Origin of the sequence: Clostridium sp. K13, assembly GCF_019734195.1 — a bacterium.
In the GTDB taxonomy this organism is placed as follows: Bacteria; Bacillota; Clostridia; order Clostridiales; family Clostridiaceae; genus Clostridium.
Window position 1 is genome coordinate 1 of the sequence record NZ_JAASHM010000025.1, and the last position, 17,690, is coordinate 17,690.

Sequence of the window (17,690 nt, forward strand, 5' to 3'; positions counted from 1 at the left end):
AAGGGAGGATTCGAATTCGAATCCTCCCTTTCTTATTCGGCTAGTATCAAAAGTTATTTTGATACAGCCCCTTTTATACTTATATTTCTAACTTCAATATATCCATTAATTCACTACTCATTTCCTTTTGTCTTAAATTTATTTCTTTACTAGTCCATTTATCATAACTACTTACCAGCTTAGTAATTTTCATATCTGTACTTTCACTATAAAACTTCTTCTTATCCTCAAAGCTTCTATTCTTTATCTTAGAATTACCAGTAGCTCCAAGTAAAGTTAAATTACCCAATCTATTCATATATAATTCGGCTTGTTCATGTGTAAATACTTTAGTCCATTCAGTGCCTTCTATATTTTGCGGCAGTATATGTTCTATTGTTATATCTTTTCGTCCTGGACATACCCATTTTTCATTAATATGCTTCTTTTCTTCTAATTTTACCAATAATAAATAAGTATAATAACTTTTAAAACTAACTTTCAATGTTTTTAATTGCTCTTCTAATTCATTATCTTTAGAAATTTCCTTAAACTTTTTAGATATACACATCATATCTCCATTAAAATTTCTTGCTAATTTTCCTACTTCACTCTCAACAGATGATGGCTTTCCATTACCTATAGTTATATATCTTAATAAAAAATTTCTGCATATCAATACAATATCTGCAATTTTTTCTTCATCCCCATTATAATGTTTGTAGGCTGATAATAAAATAGGATTAGTTAAATCATACTTTAAATTTTTCATATCAATTAATAAATCTAATAATCTTTTGTTAGATATGTTATTTGTATTTGGATTTACAATTGCTCCATAAAAGTTAGCCTGAGCTTTTAACCCATCAATTAATCTTTTTGATGCATCTGAAGAACCTTTTAAATATCTGCGTATTTCTTTAAATAAATTCACATGAGAAACTTCATTAAAATTAGAAATCCAATAATGTCTTATAAAACTTTTAACACTCTTTGCATCTTCAAAATTATTAATTATATCCAGCCACCTATTTTTATATTTTTCAAAATGAATATCTTTACTACAATTTTTAAACAATTCATTTTTTATTAAATCTACAGTTGTTAAATCTAACCCCCTATCATTTAATGTTTCAAATATCAAAAATGCATCAGCATCACTTTCAACAGTAATTAAAACAACATCAAAATAATCTAATATTGTATCTTGAATACTTTTAAATTCTTCAATACAACTTTCAATATTATTTGAATTTCTAACTTTTTCTCTAAATTCATTTAAAATATATTTATAACTCTTATAAATTTCATTAGACTGCTTTACTTTCATTGATTTTGATAACTGAATATATAATGCTTCTCTCTCTATATCATTCATAGTCCATGACTTAACAATATATTCACTAAAGAATTCATTATTTATTTCATTCAACACTAATTTTGATGATTTAATCTCTCCATCATCATCTTGAAAAACTAACATACTATATAACTTATCTATTCTTTGAGACAAGTTGTCATATCCATAACTGTTTTTTATTTCATTGTATATAGTCAATAAAGAGTACATTAATATTATGCTTGTTGTTATTCTTTGTTGCCCATCTATAATTTCAAATATTTTTTTCTCTTCACACTTTTCACTACTAATTACTACTGTTCCAAAAAAATGATGATTACTATTAGCTTTCGCAACTTCTAAATCACTTAATAATTCTGCTACTTCACTTTCAGTCCATGAATACTTTCGTTGATAATCTGGAACTAAAAAAATATACTCATCTTTTATTAATTGTCTAATACTCTTACTATGTGCATCAATTTTCACTTTAGTACCCCCTGCAATCTATCTCTTATTATTAACCAGTTCCCAAAAAGCTCTATCCCTCATAAATATAGCTCTATCATTATCTCCCATCTTAACCAAACTATAATGCTTACTTAAACTTTTAATCTTATTACAAATCATCTCTTGATCAGCCTTAGCCTGAGCATTAAATATATACTTTGCATCCTTAGGGTTAATTTCAGCAACATTATGAACTATCCAAGTTAATATATAATCAGAATACTTATTTTCTCCTGTTGAGAAGTGACTTAATAATTGAGTTGAAAGAATTGTTCCTACTCCAAACTCCCTTCCTTCCTTAAGTATCTTCTTCAATGTTTCAAAATCCTTACTTAAGAAATTATCTGCCTCATCAACTAATATCATCTTATTTAACTGTCTTAAACTACCTTTAACTCCACTATGCCCATAAGCTTGCATTTGAGAATAGAATAAATCTAAAGTAATTGCAACTACTAAATTTTGAATATCTGGATCATATCCTGATAAATCTATTACAGTAACTCCATCTATTAGTTCAAATAAGCTCTTTGTTTCATCTGGATCTGGTTCAAATATTTCAAAGTCTATTAAGTTGCTAAATGCAGCATAAAGACTATCTTCTTTTAAATCTTCTCTATTTACATAGATATCATAAACATCTTTTAATGTAGGCGCTGGTTTATCCCATGTATCAGCATTATTCTTAACTATTCCTCTTTTCTCATAAGCTTCCATTATTAAATCTCTTAATAATGTTTCTTGCTTAATACCAAGTCCAAACGCTTTAGCTAAAGTTACTTTTAAGCTATTTGCAGTATGAAGTGGCAACATTGGTTTTGAGTTTGCAGCTTTAATAACTGATAAAGGGTTAAATGGTAAATGATATAATTCATATACATTAGCATTTGTAGCCTTAATAAAATCAGTCTTAGATTTATTGTAATCTCCCTTATAGTCAAAAATTAATATTCCAACATCTTTACCATCAACATTATATTTTGATTCTCTATAAATTTGAGTAACCATTGATTTAGTAAATTGAGTTTTACCAGTTCCCATTGTACCAATAATACCAGTGTTAGTATGGAATACTTTATCCGTATCATTTGGATACCAATAAACTTCTTTATTGTTCTTTTCATTAATTCCAAATAGTATTTCCATATTTCTTTCTTCATTTTTATCTTCTGGTATATATGATTCTATAGGATCATTTACCACTTGAACTGGTTTTATAACAGTTTCAGGTTCATCAGTAACTATTTCTGGAGGTGTTAGTTTTTCTTCATCATCTAATCCAATATTTTTACTTGGTGGCGTATTAGTACTTTCATCAGGTTTACTTGGTTTCGAACCTGCTATTTGAACTCCATCAACAAGTTCTCTAATTTCTTTAACACTCTTAGTAATAAAGTTAATTCCTTCTTCTTCTGACATTTCAATAACCATAACTTCATCTTCTATTCTAATATCATTAAATGTTACTCCTTTTTTAAATGATATTACAGCTGCTTTTCCTATTGAATGTTCAAATGAGTTACTTATTTCATATTCTTCATTAAGTAATTTTCTTCTTAAATCTGAGTCAATTACATTAACCCAATTTTCTTCATCACAAACATGATATAAGTTTAACTTTTCAGCACTAGTTATAACTAATTGCATTAAGAAGTTTCTATATACCTTTTGAGTACTTGTTAAATCACCATTTTCATCTGGTAATAGTGTTTCATTAAATATCTTTTTAGTTGATTTTGCTTGTTCAATCCCTTTTTGAATATAAGTTGAATTGTTTTCACCAATCTTAACTTCAATTGGATAATAATGAACAAGGACTTCATTATCTATTTCCTCTATTCCTACAAGTAATATATCATCACTTGCTCCACCTTCAAAGCCTAAATTTTTAGTAGATAAGAATCCTTCACTTTGTTTTAATCCAGCACCTCCAGATACTCTTAAGACTTCCTCTAATGATATTGGAACCCAAATAACATTATCTTTCTTAAATTCAGCTAATGCTAATTTTATTGCTGAAAGAATACTTATCTTTTCTTTAGGAAAATGTGATTTACTAGATAATAATCTTAATAACCAATCACCATTTACAGCATTAAACATATTTATTACTGCTGGTGAGTAATCATGTGCATTTTCAACACCTTTTTTAGTTAAGAATTCTTCAATAACTCTTTGGTATGGCCCAGACTTTCTTGTAACTGTAATAGCATCATATCCTCCTGCTGTAGTATATTGATCACTATAATGAATAATAAGTAAATCTTTAGCCTTAGGATCATTTTTAAAGAAATTCAAATCAACTTTTGGATCAATAAAAGTAATCCAATGACTTGCATCATATATCTTATCTAATGTTGTCTTACTATTATTAGGCACTGATATAGCCTTACATTGATTACTGTTAAATGGCTCTCCAGCAGAACAAGCATTAACTGCATTTAATCTTGTAGCTATATTCATTACTTTATTATCCGTATTTGTATATTTAGTTCCAAATCCAGTTCTATATGAATCACCTAAAAATACTGATGGAACTCCTGATATAATTCCATTTAATATAATACCTGATGGTATATCGTCCATATTAGAAGTTATTTTTCTAGCTTCATTATTCATTTCTAAGAAAGTTATATGAGCATACTCTATACCCTCTTCTAATTTTTTAGAATAAAAATGTACTTTTTCTCTATAAATATTTAATACATCTTCTTCTGACATATGATCAATATTTAAATCTAAATTATATATTTCTTTTAAACTATTGATATTTTCATTAAATGCAACTTCTTCAAAAGCATTAGTTATATTCTTATTTGAATATATAAATAAATCTATAGGTAATATTTCTTTTGACTTACTACTTTTTAGTTGCTTCACATAATATTTGAATATACCTTGAAGTATTTCTTTACTATCACCTGTATTTATTAAGTTAATTCTTATAGGCGCATTATTTCCCATTTCAAACATGTACTTAAAATGCCCTACAAACTCTTCTAATTTTTCATTAACCAACTTTGAAACAAAATCCCTTGAACTTTTATATCTTGGAAGATTTTCATCTACATAGTACTTCCATTCAGGAGTATGTTGTTGTTCCATAGGAATATATAATTTGTCATTTTCATCTACTATATAAGGTAGTAAATATGTTGAGGTAAATTTCTTTAATACTTCATCTGCTATTGTTTCATCATCAATACAATTTACTAAATGTAATTGATAGGCTATATTTAATGGATGTAATGAAGTAAATATTAACTCCCTATCCTCAACTTCTCTTTTTATTGCACCTATTTTAAATAAATTCTTTTCTGACTGACTAAGGTATGAACCTTCTTCTATATTATTTAATGCATTTATATATGAACTAATAAATACTTCATATAAGCTCTTTATATCATCATTTAAATAAGTTAAACTTGGTAACTTTTTAGAAACTCTGTAATACTCTAATATATTAGAATATGATTTTTTAACATCATTATTTAACTCTAAGTTTACTACTTCAATTCCATCTATAGTATCAATAAAGCTTAATCCTTCTAATTCTATTAATTTTTTCTCTAAATCTAAATTTCTTCTAAACTCATCTCTAGTAAAGTATTCTCTAGTTCCATGTTGTAATTTATTTTCACCTACTAATTTAAAGTCACTATTTTTTTCTCTTTTTAACTTCCAAACTTTAAAACCTTCTATAGGTGCTATTTTTTCTGTAGTTCCTACCATACCAATTGGAACTAATTCATTTCCTATCTTTAAGTTGAATCTAGCCAAATCACTATCATTTTCGTATTCAAAGTTTTCGCTTATTTTAACAGTTAATTTCTCATCACTTTCAATCTTTATAACATCATTATTAGAATCTATTTCATAATTAGTTATATTTCCTTCAGCAAATTCATTAAATGTTAAAGATGAATCATTAGTGTTAACTGAAATGTATTGCTCTTTTTTCTTAATAACTAATGAGAATTTAGACTTTATGCCTTCAAGATATTTCTCATTACACTTTAACATAACTATTTTAAATTCAAACTTTACTTTTTCATCTTTATAAATAACCTTATAAAAATTAGATTTTCCTTCTATATCTTTTATTGTTACCTTTAGTTTTTTTCCTGAAGTTGAAGCCTCTACTTCACCTTCCTTTTTGTAGATATATTCTTTCTTTAATGAATCATCAAAATAGAATTCTAAATCTACTGATTCTGCTCTACTTTCATTAAATACTATTATATTTCTTATTCTAGACTTAGCCTTTGATGTACCTTCTTCTTTATCCCATTCATGTGATGCTGAAATATACTCTAATGGTTTTATTTCCTTCTTTTCACTAACTGACTTTTCTACATATTTATATTCTACATCTTTCCATTCATTAACCTTTAACTTTTCTATTCCCTTTTCTTCAAAATACTTTTCTAATTGACTTTCAGGATTACCATAGTTATGAATTTCATCTACTCTATTAAAGTATAAAGCATTATCTTTTATTCTATTTTTTAATGCTTTTCCTTCAAATTCACTTAGTTTACTATCATAAAACAATCCAAACTCTTTATATTGTTCTCTGTTAATACATCCTTTATTTAGAATATCTAAAACTTCTCTATATTCAAATATTGAATTATTATCTTGGAATAGCATATTCTTTTTTCTATCTAAGTCCATTTCAATAATTGATTTATCAACCTCAGTAAACGAAGAGCTTTCTAAACCTGATTTAATATCTTTTTGTATAGAGTCTATATGAAAAGGCATTCCCTCTTTTGCAAAAGATTCTGTTCCACCCATAATACTATCTAAAGTAGTATTATGTATAAATAAAATAGCCTTAGTTTCATAACCTGCTTCCATACCAACCATATTTCTTAATCTAGTTAAGAAATCTGGTTGAACATCATCTATAGTTGCTGACACTATTAGTTGAACTCCATTAAAATCTAATTGATATGCATTATACTTAACTATCCCATTTGAATCTTTATACTCATAAGTTCTATATAAAGTATTGTCTTTTAATTTTTCATATAACTCTCTAACCTCTTCTTCTTTTTCAAATTGAATATTATACTTTGATCCAATAGTTAATGGATTTATTGTAAAAAATTCTATTATTTTATTTGCTAAATAACTATAAAACTGATCTGACATATTGTGCATCCCCACTATCTGATTTCTTTTCTAATAAATTTAACTTTTCATATAACTGTACAATTTTTGTTTTTGAATCTCTATCAAAGAATATACCTCTTAACTCAAACTCATCAAATAGTTTATTAAGCTTCATTCTTCCTTTATCATTGATACATATTTTAGTCATTAAAATAATATCATCCTCTGTCATATTTAAGTTATAACCTAATTGACCTCTTCTCTTTGCAAAATTATCATATACAAACCTTACGAACCAATTCTTATATGCCTCATATGCTCTCGTTCTACTTGACTTTACAAATTGATATTCTATTGCATCAAATAATTTGTAAACATACTTAAATCCATTTACTTCAGTTTCTCTTACTACCTCTTTAAAGTCATTCCAAGGCTTATCCTTTATTTGATTTGTATATGCATCAAATACAGATAATATTTCACTTTCAACCTGACACTTATCATTTTTAGTAAATATATTTGCTAATTCAACATATCCAAATTGATCCCCTAAATTATGATAATTTAATAATTCTAATGTTATAGCATGAGAAAATAATGAGTTTATGCTAAGCTTTATTTTTTCCCATCCAAACTGATAAGCAGTTCTATTTTTAGATGTACTCTCCCAAGCTAATGTATAATATAATTTATCTGGAGTTGTAATATCTGCTTTTTCAAAGTTTTTAAGCTTCATTGCTAGTTGTGATACATAGAACATATAATAATATTCTAAAAATCTCTTTAATGAATTCTTATATAACTCTTCATTACTTAAAAGGAACTTTAAATCTTTTATAAATAACTCTCTTACAAATGGTAAATAACACTTATACTCATTGGTAGAAAAGTCCTTCTCTTTTAATTCTGGTAATGCCTTTAATACTAATTTATAAAGAACATTATCAATTTCTCTATCATAATGCTTACTTACCTCTTCAGTTAAGCTTTTATCGAATAAAGTTGAGAATAAAAATTTAGCTATTTTTTCATCTGCTGATGTAGCAGAAACATAATTAATTGTTTTAATATCAAAATCCACTAAATTATTTCCATCTATAAACATAGTTCTTACTATATCTTTAAATACTTCTCTACTTGAAGAACCTTCATATTCTCCTATTTGATCCGCCACCTCATCAATAAGTTCATCTGCATTAAATTCACCTTTAAGCTCCTTATTTGATATCATTCTAGAAAACGCACCTACAACACCTGAAAATTCAGATACTAATGTTTTTTCATTAGCTGCATAAGGTAAAAGTTTATATCTTCCCCCTTGCTTATGAGTTAAACCTTTCTCTGTAAACTTAAAAGCCGTACTTATTTCTTCTAAATCTAACTTATAATTAATTTCTTCACACATACCTAAATCTCCACAAATCTATATATTTCAAATTCTTCATCAAATTCTAATCTATACTTTTTATTTTCTTCTCTATTCTTTTCAGTAAATGTTAGCTGACTATTTTGTGATCCAGCACATTCAATCTTATTTATAAACTCAATAAACTTAATAAAATGATTTTTGTCCTTTTTATTTGGTCTATATCCACTACTAACTCTTATTAACAATTCATATAGTGAATAATCTATATCTATTCCACAAGAACTTTCTAAATTATTACCTTTATATTTAATTTCCATTTCAGTTAAGAACTTAATAAGCTCACTTTCCTTATTAATAGGTAGATTACTTGCATCAGCTTTTATCTCTAATTCTTCACTTACTTTATATTTCACTTGATTTTTACCAATAAAAATATTTATATTATTTTTTTCTGCTTCACCATTCCACTTTAAGATACCATCTTTTATTTCACTATATAAAGCAACAAGCTTTGACTTTTCTCCTTTATTCCAGAAGTATAAGTACTTTATAAAGCTTTCATAGACTTCATCGTTTAATGAGAATAAATCCCCTTTTCCACAAAGATAATAACTTCTTATAAACAATTTCAATAAATTAGTTTTTATTTTTCTTCCTTCTAACTCATCAAAATTAACATTATATATTTTTTCTATATATCCTCTTGGATAATCTATATACTCCTCAAAAAATCCCATTAATTCTGTTGAATTATTAAACTTAATAATAAAATCATCAACTTTTTCATTTCTTATATTTAGCGGATCTAAAGTACTTAATGCATTAAATATAAATGATAATTCTTTATGATCAAAAATTATATTGGGAGTTAATGAATTTATATACTCATCATTTTTAAGCTTTCCTATTTTATCTTTAAACATAGGTGAATTAACATCTATATACGACCTAGCAATTATTAAATCATACATGAAGTTTAATAATGCCCTTGTTGAAATAATAATTTTATTCTTTATAATACATTGAACTAACAAATCTACTATTGCACTTTGTACATTATCTTCACTTATCAATTCATAATTAGCTTTAATAGGACATTTATCTTTATTCTTACAACTACTACAATTATCTTTATATGAATTATAAAACTCATTAACTTCTGATGGATTCGTTATTTTATTTATTAATTCTTTAATATATTTAGACTGAACTTTACCATCTTTTAAAGTATATAAGTTGTAATCACTAAAATTAATAAATTGAATATTACTCTTCTCTTCAAACTTATTATCAACAATACTCTTTTCTAGTATCTTTTTACTTTCAACATATTCTCTAAGTATAGTAAATCTATCACCATACTCAGAATCTATGAAATTATTTAATGTACCTAAATTAATAGCTAATATTAATTTTTTAGTACTTGTCTCTATTTTTTCATCACTAAAGCAATCTAAAACATCATTTAAAGTATCCATAGATGTTTTATTCGGTTCTAAACTTTCTGTAGCATCATTATGTAATATAAAATTCTTCATTACATCTGGATACTTGCTTTTAAAATATGAAATTATATGTGATTTACCATCACCAACACTACCACAAACTAAAATTAATTGTGCTCTTTCTAACTTGTCTGCAGCTAATATTATATCTTGCAATTCATTTTGTGCATCTCTATTTACGTGCATATATTTTTTAAATGAACTAAACGTATTTAATCCCTCTACAGCTTCTTTAGATGATTCCTTTAATTTTGATAGTTCTTGAATAAGACATTCTTTTTTAACTTCTCTAGTCTCTTTTGAAATAGCAACTTCCTTAGTTACAATAACTTTTTTTTCTTCTTCCAATATCTTATTATTACTATCTTTCTCTTGTATATTTATAAAAGTATCTTTACTAATACTTTCATTTGAAACCTTATCTAATATAATTTCTTCAGTCTTTTTATTTGAATGTATAAGTGAATCTACTTTTCCCATTAACTTCATTAATAGATTTGACTCTTCTTTTTTATCTTCACTATTTGAATTTGGTAATGGATCTTTATATAAAGGTGCATTAAAATTATAGTCTACATATGTTTCTATAAACCAGCATGTAATTTTAAATATATATCTATGTATACTAAGTGCAATTTGTAATTCTCCTTCAGTAGCTTCATGTGCTACTTTATTTGCATTAATTCTTATCTGAAAGAAATAATCATTTATTTCATTTGGAAATACACTTGCAAATTTTAATTTACTTAATCTCTCAGCTAAATTTAAAGAGTTTAACTCGTCCATTTCTTCAAACTTAGCAATTTCTTTACTTAATGTTTCTATAAAAACTCTTGACTTCACTATAACGCTATGTGGAGATGTAAATACTAGGCTATTAATATCTTCTCCTAGGCTATACAGTTCTTTATAATCATTTTCTAAATATTTAAAAATATCTCTATTCAAATTAGTACTTCCTTTCAATATATTTAATTTATATATTATTAGATTTCATTCTATCATGATAAATAATTTATAAGTAATCCCTATTTATTCATTTTTATAAATTGACATTCATTTTTATCCCAAATATCCTTATCTAAAATAGGATACCTAAGGTTATTTAGGTATCCTATTTTAGATATCTATAACTTTATAAAATTATTTTTACTATTTCACTAAAATATATTAATTTATCTAATTTAAATCCATGTAATAATAAATATATTTTATCATAAAACCATTATATCTTCTTTTATTTCTCTAGTATACTACTCATAATATTATTAAGCATAATGAATATTAATTTTATCTAATTCTTATATATTATTTTATATAATTTATAAGAAATAATTTTATTTATTATAAATTTATTCATGTTCTATTCAAATAAATTATACAATAAATATGACTCTATTATTTGTCGAATATTGTTATATACTTTTAAGTATATTATGTTATTATAGTTATTTCTTGTTAATAAATTATTAAAAGCACTTACATTCAAGTAAGCGCTTTATATTAAATATTATAGTTTTTATAGTTTATTTGTGGTATACCTAAGCATACATTGAAATTTATATAACTAAGAAACTTTCTTCTCATCCTTATCCAAATCTAAAATTGCCTTTTTTGAAGCTTTCTTCTTTTTCATAATAAAAGCTCCACCAGCTCCAGTAACAACTAACACTCCTACAACTGTAGCTGTAACAGCCTTAGCTCGTTTCTCTTTTTCTAATCTTAACTCTTCTGCTCCCTCATTATAAGATGCCATTACTACCTCTTCAGCAATGGATAACTTTTCAGGTACAGAATACTCTTCCTCAGCATATCCTGCTTCATATGCAGCATTCTTCTCGTTCTCTAAATCAGCTGCTCCAATAGAATACCCCTTATTATATGAACTTATCTCTTCTTCATTATTAAAACTTGAAGCATCTGAATCAATACACTTTAATGCTTGTACATATCCAGCATCATATGCAACTTCTTTTAATTCAGTAGTTTTCTTATTATACGCAGTTGTATATTTTTCTTTTAACTCACTTGGAACATTACCCCCAAAATTTCTCATTACAAAATTATGAGCATCCTCTTCACCATATTGTATATAAGAATTGGTATTTTCTTCTATATATACTCTTTTTCCCTCTCTATAGCCCTTTAAATAAGAATCACTCACAGCTTGTACAGTATATGTATTATTTTCATCTTCACACTTATACCCTAATGCATAACCTTCATTATATGCACTACTAATATTATCTTCTAATTCACTTTTACCTTTTTCGTATCCATTAGAATATCCACTTTGATATTCTGCTGAATAAGTTGATGAATTGCTATTATTAAATTCATGTCCATTACATCCTGCTGAATATCCGGCATTATATCCTGAATCATTAGCTTCTTTCTTTGCAGCAGCAATGATGGCTTCTTGTGATGATGTACTTGATCCACCACCTGAGCTGCCCACTGAAGATGATGTACTTGAATAAGGACATCCCCCATTATTATGTAAATGAGCTGGATTTCCTCCACAATGATAGTGATATGAATCAAGTCCAGATTTATTTTTATTATCTTTATGACCTCCGTTAGAATCAGTTCTTCCACTATGAGCAAAAGCTAATTGAGTAGTTAAAGGCATAGCAACTAATAGTGCTATAATTGTTTTTGTAATTTTCTTGTTTATCATATTTATCCCCCGTTTTCTATTATTTATATTTTGTTTTTACTAATATAAATAATCTTTCAAAATCATTAAACATATTCCCCTTATATATTCAACTCTAGTATTATAATAAATAAAACAATATTTTTCTGTCGAATTTAGTCGTTATTACAAAAGTAATTTTATCCAAAATATTCATCTCATATTATTTATATAATCAGTTCTTTCCTTAATAAATAAAAAAAGACTAGTACAATAATATAATTAATAAAAAATATTATTGTACTAGTTTATTTTTACTTATTAATATATTTAACTTTTTATCATCTCTTTATACTCATCATACCACTTAATATTCCATCCATTCTTAAAACACAACCTATACAATTGCTCTTCATCGTTTACACTTTCACTTGTTATTAAATTATGTGTCTCCTTATTAACTATAAGGCCATTCCATATATACTCTGAAACTTCTGGATACATTGTGACACTTCTTATATGTGAAAACTCTGCTTTTCTCTTGTCTAATTTTTCATTAGTAAGTTCATCTCTTACTATTTTGAACTTACTAATTCGTTGTTTTTTAAGCTTCTTAATATTTTTCCTTTGTAATTCTAATGCTTGACTTTGTAAAACCTTAATATCATTAGAATTATTTATTTCATCTAGAATATTGAAAATAAGCTTTAAGTAATTATTTTGAGGATGATCCTCTATCCTCTTTGCTATTATTGAAACAAGGCTTGACCATCTAATATAAGTTGTATTATTAAAGCTTTCTTTATATTTGTTGTCAATTGACTCTATAATATAAGCTGCATCACCTTTACTTTTAACTCTTATTATTGTGTGCAACTTACTACAATCAAACCATACAACTCCCTTATTATCTACAATCCCACTTCCAATAGCATTAGATATTTTCTTAACAGTAATTTTATCTAAATCCTCAGCCTTTTTAGGCATTTCATATCTTATATCCTTTATATAAGATTTAATAATTACTAATTGCTTATTTTTATTCATGTTTTACCATCTTATTATAAATGCTTGTAAGCTCTGCCATAGCCTCTACGGACTTTTCACAACTACAAATGTCAGGATGTATACTTTTAGCTATATTCATATACCATTCTCTCGCAGCCTCTTTATTTACATATAACGATTTATATATTTTAAGCTGTCTCATCCTTTCTTCTCCACTTAGCTCTAATAAGCAAAATATATATTTATCAGCTTCACTTTTAAAATAATTAAAGTTTATATCATTAGCTTGTCCTAAATATTCTTTTCTATTATAGCCATTTATATCACTACCATTAAAATTATTTATTATTTTCTTTAATGATAATATCTTTTCATATTGACCTTTCCAACTACTACTACCCATTTTTATAAAGCCCTCTAATTTACTTCTTCCAGTTATTCTTTTTATATCTTTGTTAATCTCCATTTTAACTACTTTTAAATTTCCTATTTGTTTTAATTCTTCAATACTACTAGCTTCATACCACTTCATTTTAACCACACTCCTTAATACAATATATATTAATAATATTCCATTTAGAATTCCATATATTATTCCAGAATATCAAAACTTAATGTTCAATGATAATTCAGAGTAACATTCTTCAAATTTTAGTAAAAAAATAGAGAAATCATAAATTAATAGATTATCATCAAAATCTTTTTTCTTTAATTAATGCTTCAATTAAAGAATTAAAGAATAAAGCAAAACAGCTGCAAAATATTTTTGCAACTGTTTTATTTATTCTTTAAATTTTTCTATATTAACACAGATAAATTCATTACACTCTATAATCTGTTCATTTTACTTTCTCTTCATATCCCTATTTATAAGCCCAATTTATTTTAGAGTATCAATTTTCTTATAATAAGCCTTCTTTAAAATTTAATTGTTAGCTAATATGCTCCCCATCCATTAACTTTCCATTCATTATCTTCATTAATCAACTCAAATGCTTTAGCTGAAATAGACTTTCCAGGTTGCCAATCTCCTGTTGCTATTGAATTTTCATAACATCTAACTTCTACCTCTGCATCTACTATTATCCTATCTGGCTTACTCTCTCTTATTGTGTATTTTAATAACTTTGCAGATTCTAAAGTTTCATTTAACGCAGTTATTATACTTTGGTCAAATCCATTTCCCCACTCAATAGTAGAATACATCTTTAAATCATTTATGTCCTTTTTAGATAACGAATCTAAATATTGGGATATTATCCTTTCAGAAATTTCATTATAATTACTTTTACTCTTATCTTGAGAAGTCCCAACATTATAGCCAACTAGCGCTAAAAATGTTAGTAATAAAACTAAAATAATACATACTTTTCTCATAATTTATCCCCTCTTTTAATTCTACTAAACTACAAGCTTAATAATACAATTTTGTACTAAATAAAGTCTAATTTACATATTAATTAAAAATATTGTGCTATTCAAAGTTCAAGCTATTTTAATATTATGTTAATACAATGCCCTTTTCTATTTTGTTTCCTTTTAAAAATTCTTTTACCTGAAGAGGTTTTCCCCCAGGAAACTGTAATATTTCTATAATCAGAATACCGTTATTTGTGGCAACTGCAATTCCTTCATCATTTGCATCTATGATATAACCTGGCGGTTTAGTAATATTTGCCTCTATTGACTTTGATTTAAATATTTTAATTGGAATATCTTTATAATAAGTATGAGCAGTTGGCCATGAGTTTATATTTTTATATGGCCAACAACTCAATCCTCTTATTAAATTATGTATGTTAATACTACTATCATTCCAATTAATCCTTGCCATTTGCTTGTTTAACATCTGTACATAAGAACTTCCATCACTGGGTTGCTTTACCCCAGAAATTTTTCCTGTGATAATTCCATTTATTGTTTCCTCTAATAGTTCAGCACCGTTTATTTTTAATAAATTGTACAATTCTCCAGCTGTCATAGATTCAGATATGTCAAACTCACTTGTCATAAGCATCTCACCCGTATCTATACCAGTATCCATTAGTATAGTCGTATTTCCAGTTCTTATTTCTCCATTTATTAAACTCCAGTTTATTGGCGATGACCCTCTATACTTTGGAAGAAGAGATGCATGTAGACAAATACATCCATGTCTTGGTATATCAAGTATATCCTTAGTTATGATCTGACCATATGCTACAACAATGATAAAATCAGGTTCTATTTCTTTTAATTTATTAATAATTATAGAGTCTGTTTTTATTTTTTCAGGCTGAAAAATTGGAATTCCATTCGATAGTCCAACCTCCTTGACTGGTGAAATTGCTACCTTTTTTCCTCTTCCACTTGGTTTATCAGGTTGTGTTACAATGGCACTTACATTATATTTCTCTATCATTTTCTTCAATGAGGGAACTGCAAAATCAGGAGTTCCCATAAAAACTATTTTCATTATTCATACCTCCCTTTGATACTACAAAATATATTTTGTAGTTATTTATTTTTATACAACAATTTACAAATATTCCTTTAATCTAACTTCTAAATTTCTATTTATCTATTAATTTTAAAATCAAACTCACTTATATAACAACACAATTATACACTAAATAAAGTATTATTTTCATATCAATTACAAATATTCTACTACTTCGTCTTAAAAGATTAAATTTTTTAAGTACAAATATGCCTAATATAAAAAATGAAACCTTGGAATTTTTAGAATAAAATAAAATACCTAGGATAACTGAAATATTCAGATTATTCTAGGTATTTTATCTTACTGCTACATTTTTGCACTTCTTTATTTAACTTTCATCTTTCTAAATAAAAATATAGATACAATAGTAGAAAAACTTTCTGCTATTATAAACGTTATCCACACTCCACTTATTCCATAAGTTTTTGAAAAAATATAACTTAACGGTAATATAATAATTATCTGTCTAAGTAGAGAAATTATTAAACTATACATTCCTTTTCCAACAGCTTGAAATAGTGTACATAGAATATTATTTACAGCCATAAATATAAAGCTAAAACTTAATATTCTTAAAGCAGTGCTACCTGTAATAAGCATTTCTCCAGTGCTATTAAACAAATATAACAATTGCTCAGGGAATACTATGAATATAATGTTCCCTAAAACGCCAAATATAATAGAAATAATTAAACTTATTTTTAGAGTTTCCATCAAACGCTCTTTATTTCCTGCTCCGTAGTTAAACCCCATAATAGGCATGGCCCCCTGAGTAAGTCCACTTATTGGCATAAATACAAAGGATTGAAGTTTTAGAAATATACCAAGTATAGATACTCCAACAGCAGAAATTTTAATTAAAATAGAATTTAATCCCACAACTAAAACAGAACCTAAAACAAACATTATTGTTGCTGGTATACCTACTACATAAATTTCTTTAATAATATTTAAATCAAATCTTAAATTTCTTTTCTTTATTTTCACTTCACCTTTTCTTACTACTAAGGTAACTACAGCTAAAACCATGGCAGTTATTTGACCTATTATCGTAGCTATGGCGGCACCCTTCACTCCTAATTTCGGTACACCAAAATATCCAAATATAAAAATCGGGTCTAATATAATATTAATAATTGCACCAACTAAAACAAATACCATAGGGTAAATCATTGAGCCGATTCCTTGAAGTATTTTTTCTATTATTATATGAATTATAATACCAAAAGAAAAGTACACAACTATATTTGTATATTCAGTAGCTAAATTTAAAATATTAGCTGAATCTGTATACATCGAGAAAAATGGTTTAATAAACAAAATACCTAATATCAAAAATGCAACCCATGTGATAAATCCTAGTATAAGTCCATATGTAACTACCGTATTTGATTTATCTGTATTTTTTTCACCTAAAGTTCTAGATATTAAGGAATTTACTCCAATACCTGTTCCTACAGCCGCTCCTAGTAAAATATTTTGTATAGGAAAAGCTAAAGATACAGCAGTTAATGCATCATTCCCTAGTTGAGCGACAAACATACTATCAATTATATTGTACATTGATTGAATTATCATAGACAATATTGCAGGAATAGACATCGATAATAATAGTGGAAGTATCGATTTAGATTCCATTTTATTTTCTTTTAATTCCATTAATAATCCTCCTAGCATAAAAGCATAAAAAAAACACTCTTAACTATTTTGGTTCCAAAAAATAGTTAAAAGTGGCTTTT

The 17,690-nt window shown here is 26.4% G+C and carries 10 protein-coding genes; all 10 read right to left on the reverse strand.

Translation table 11 applies throughout. The features are described 5' to 3' along the window. Window positions 1-79: 79 nt before the first annotated feature. The 10 genes from HCG76_RS19400 to HCG76_RS13110 all read right to left on the reverse strand — a co-directional run bounded on the left by HCG76_RS19400 (window position 80) and on the right by HCG76_RS13110 (window position 17,610). Window positions 80-1,807 (reverse strand): DUF262 domain-containing protein, encoded by a 1,728-nt coding sequence (locus tag HCG76_RS19400; RefSeq protein WP_221700845.1) that lies wholly within the window; start codon window positions 1,805-1,807, stop codon window positions 80-82. 18 nt (window positions 1,808-1,825) lie between these two features. Then, complete coding sequence (gene dptH, locus HCG76_RS13070; protein ID WP_221700846.1) at window positions 1,826-6,988, reverse strand: DNA phosphorothioation-dependent restriction protein DptH; 5,163 nt, start codon at window positions 6,986-6,988, stop codon at window positions 1,826-1,828. Then, window positions 6,969-8,354 carry a DNA phosphorothioation-dependent restriction protein DptG gene (gene dptG / locus HCG76_RS13075; RefSeq protein WP_221700847.1) on the reverse strand — a complete coding sequence of 462 codons (1,386 nt, stop codon included), beginning with the start codon at window positions 8,352-8,354 and terminating at the stop codon, window positions 6,969-6,971. Before dptG ends, dptH begins: the two co-directional genes overlap by 20 nt. 2 nt (window positions 8,355-8,356) lie before the next feature. Next, the gene (gene dptF / locus HCG76_RS13080; RefSeq protein ID WP_221700848.1) at window positions 8,357-10,771 is read right to left on the reverse strand and encodes a DNA phosphorothioation-dependent restriction protein DptF; all 2,415 of its coding nucleotides are present in this window, start codon (window positions 10,769-10,771) and stop codon (window positions 8,357-8,359) included. A gap of 619 nt (window positions 10,772-11,390) precedes the next feature. After that, on the reverse strand, window positions 11,391-12,503 hold the full coding sequence (locus tag HCG76_RS19560) for a YHYH domain-containing protein (RefSeq protein ID WP_370778158.1): 1,113 nt from the start codon (window positions 12,501-12,503) through the stop codon (window positions 11,391-11,393). Between the two features lie 288 nt (window positions 12,504-12,791). Continuing rightward, a complete protein-coding gene (locus tag HCG76_RS13090; RefSeq protein ID WP_221700849.1) occupies window positions 12,792-13,508 on the reverse strand; it encodes a hypothetical protein in 717 nt (238 codons plus the stop codon). After that, the gene (locus HCG76_RS13095) at window positions 13,501-14,001 is read right to left on the reverse strand and encodes a hypothetical protein (protein ID WP_221700850.1); all 501 of its coding nucleotides are present in this window, start codon (window positions 13,999-14,001) and stop codon (window positions 13,501-13,503) included. The genes HCG76_RS13090 and HCG76_RS13095 overlap by 8 nt, the downstream gene beginning before the upstream one ends. Before the next feature lie 404 nt (window positions 14,002-14,405). Beyond that, window positions 14,406-14,846 (reverse strand): hypothetical protein, encoded by a 441-nt coding sequence (locus HCG76_RS13100; protein ID WP_221700851.1) that lies wholly within the window; start codon window positions 14,844-14,846, stop codon window positions 14,406-14,408. Window positions 14,847-14,970: 124 nt separating this feature from the next. Continuing rightward, entirely contained in the window at window positions 14,971-15,924 is a 954-nt protein-coding gene (fmt, locus tag HCG76_RS13105; RefSeq protein WP_221700852.1) for a methionyl-tRNA formyltransferase, read from the reverse strand. 351 nt (window positions 15,925-16,275) lie between these two features. After that, window positions 16,276-17,610 carry an MATE family efflux transporter gene (locus HCG76_RS13110; RefSeq protein ID WP_260458137.1) on the reverse strand — a complete coding sequence of 445 codons (1,335 nt, stop codon included), beginning with the start codon at window positions 17,608-17,610 and terminating at the stop codon, window positions 16,276-16,278. Between the last annotated feature and the right edge of the window lie 80 nt (window positions 17,611-17,690).

Bases quoted from the DNA above. Each gene is read 5' to 3' on its own strand.
- dptH (WP_221700846.1), bottom strand. From the start codon at position 6,988: ATGTCAGATCAGTTTTATAGTTATTTAGCAAATAAAATAATAGAATTT.
- dptG (WP_221700847.1), bottom strand. From the start codon at position 8,354: ATGTGTGAAGAAATTAATTATAAGTTAGATTTAGAAGAAATAAGTACG.
- HCG76_RS19560 (WP_370778158.1), bottom strand. From the start codon at position 12,503: ATGATAAACAAGAAAATTACAAAAACAATTATAGCACTATTAGTTGCT.
- HCG76_RS13090 (WP_221700849.1), bottom strand. From the start codon at position 13,508: ATGAATAAAAATAAGCAATTAGTAATTATTAAATCTTATATAAAGGAT.
- HCG76_RS13095 (WP_221700850.1), bottom strand. From the start codon at position 14,001: ATGAAGTGGTATGAAGCTAGTAGTATTGAAGAATTAAAACAAATAGGA.
- HCG76_RS13100 (WP_221700851.1), bottom strand. From the start codon at position 14,846: ATGAGAAAAGTATGTATTATTTTAGTTTTATTACTAACATTTTTAGCG.
- fmt (WP_221700852.1), bottom strand. From the start codon at position 15,924: ATGAAAATAGTTTTTATGGGAACTCCTGATTTTGCAGTTCCCTCATTG.
- HCG76_RS13110 (WP_260458137.1), bottom strand. From the start codon at position 17,610: ATGGAATTAAAAGAAAATAAAATGGAATCTAAATCGATACTTCCACTA.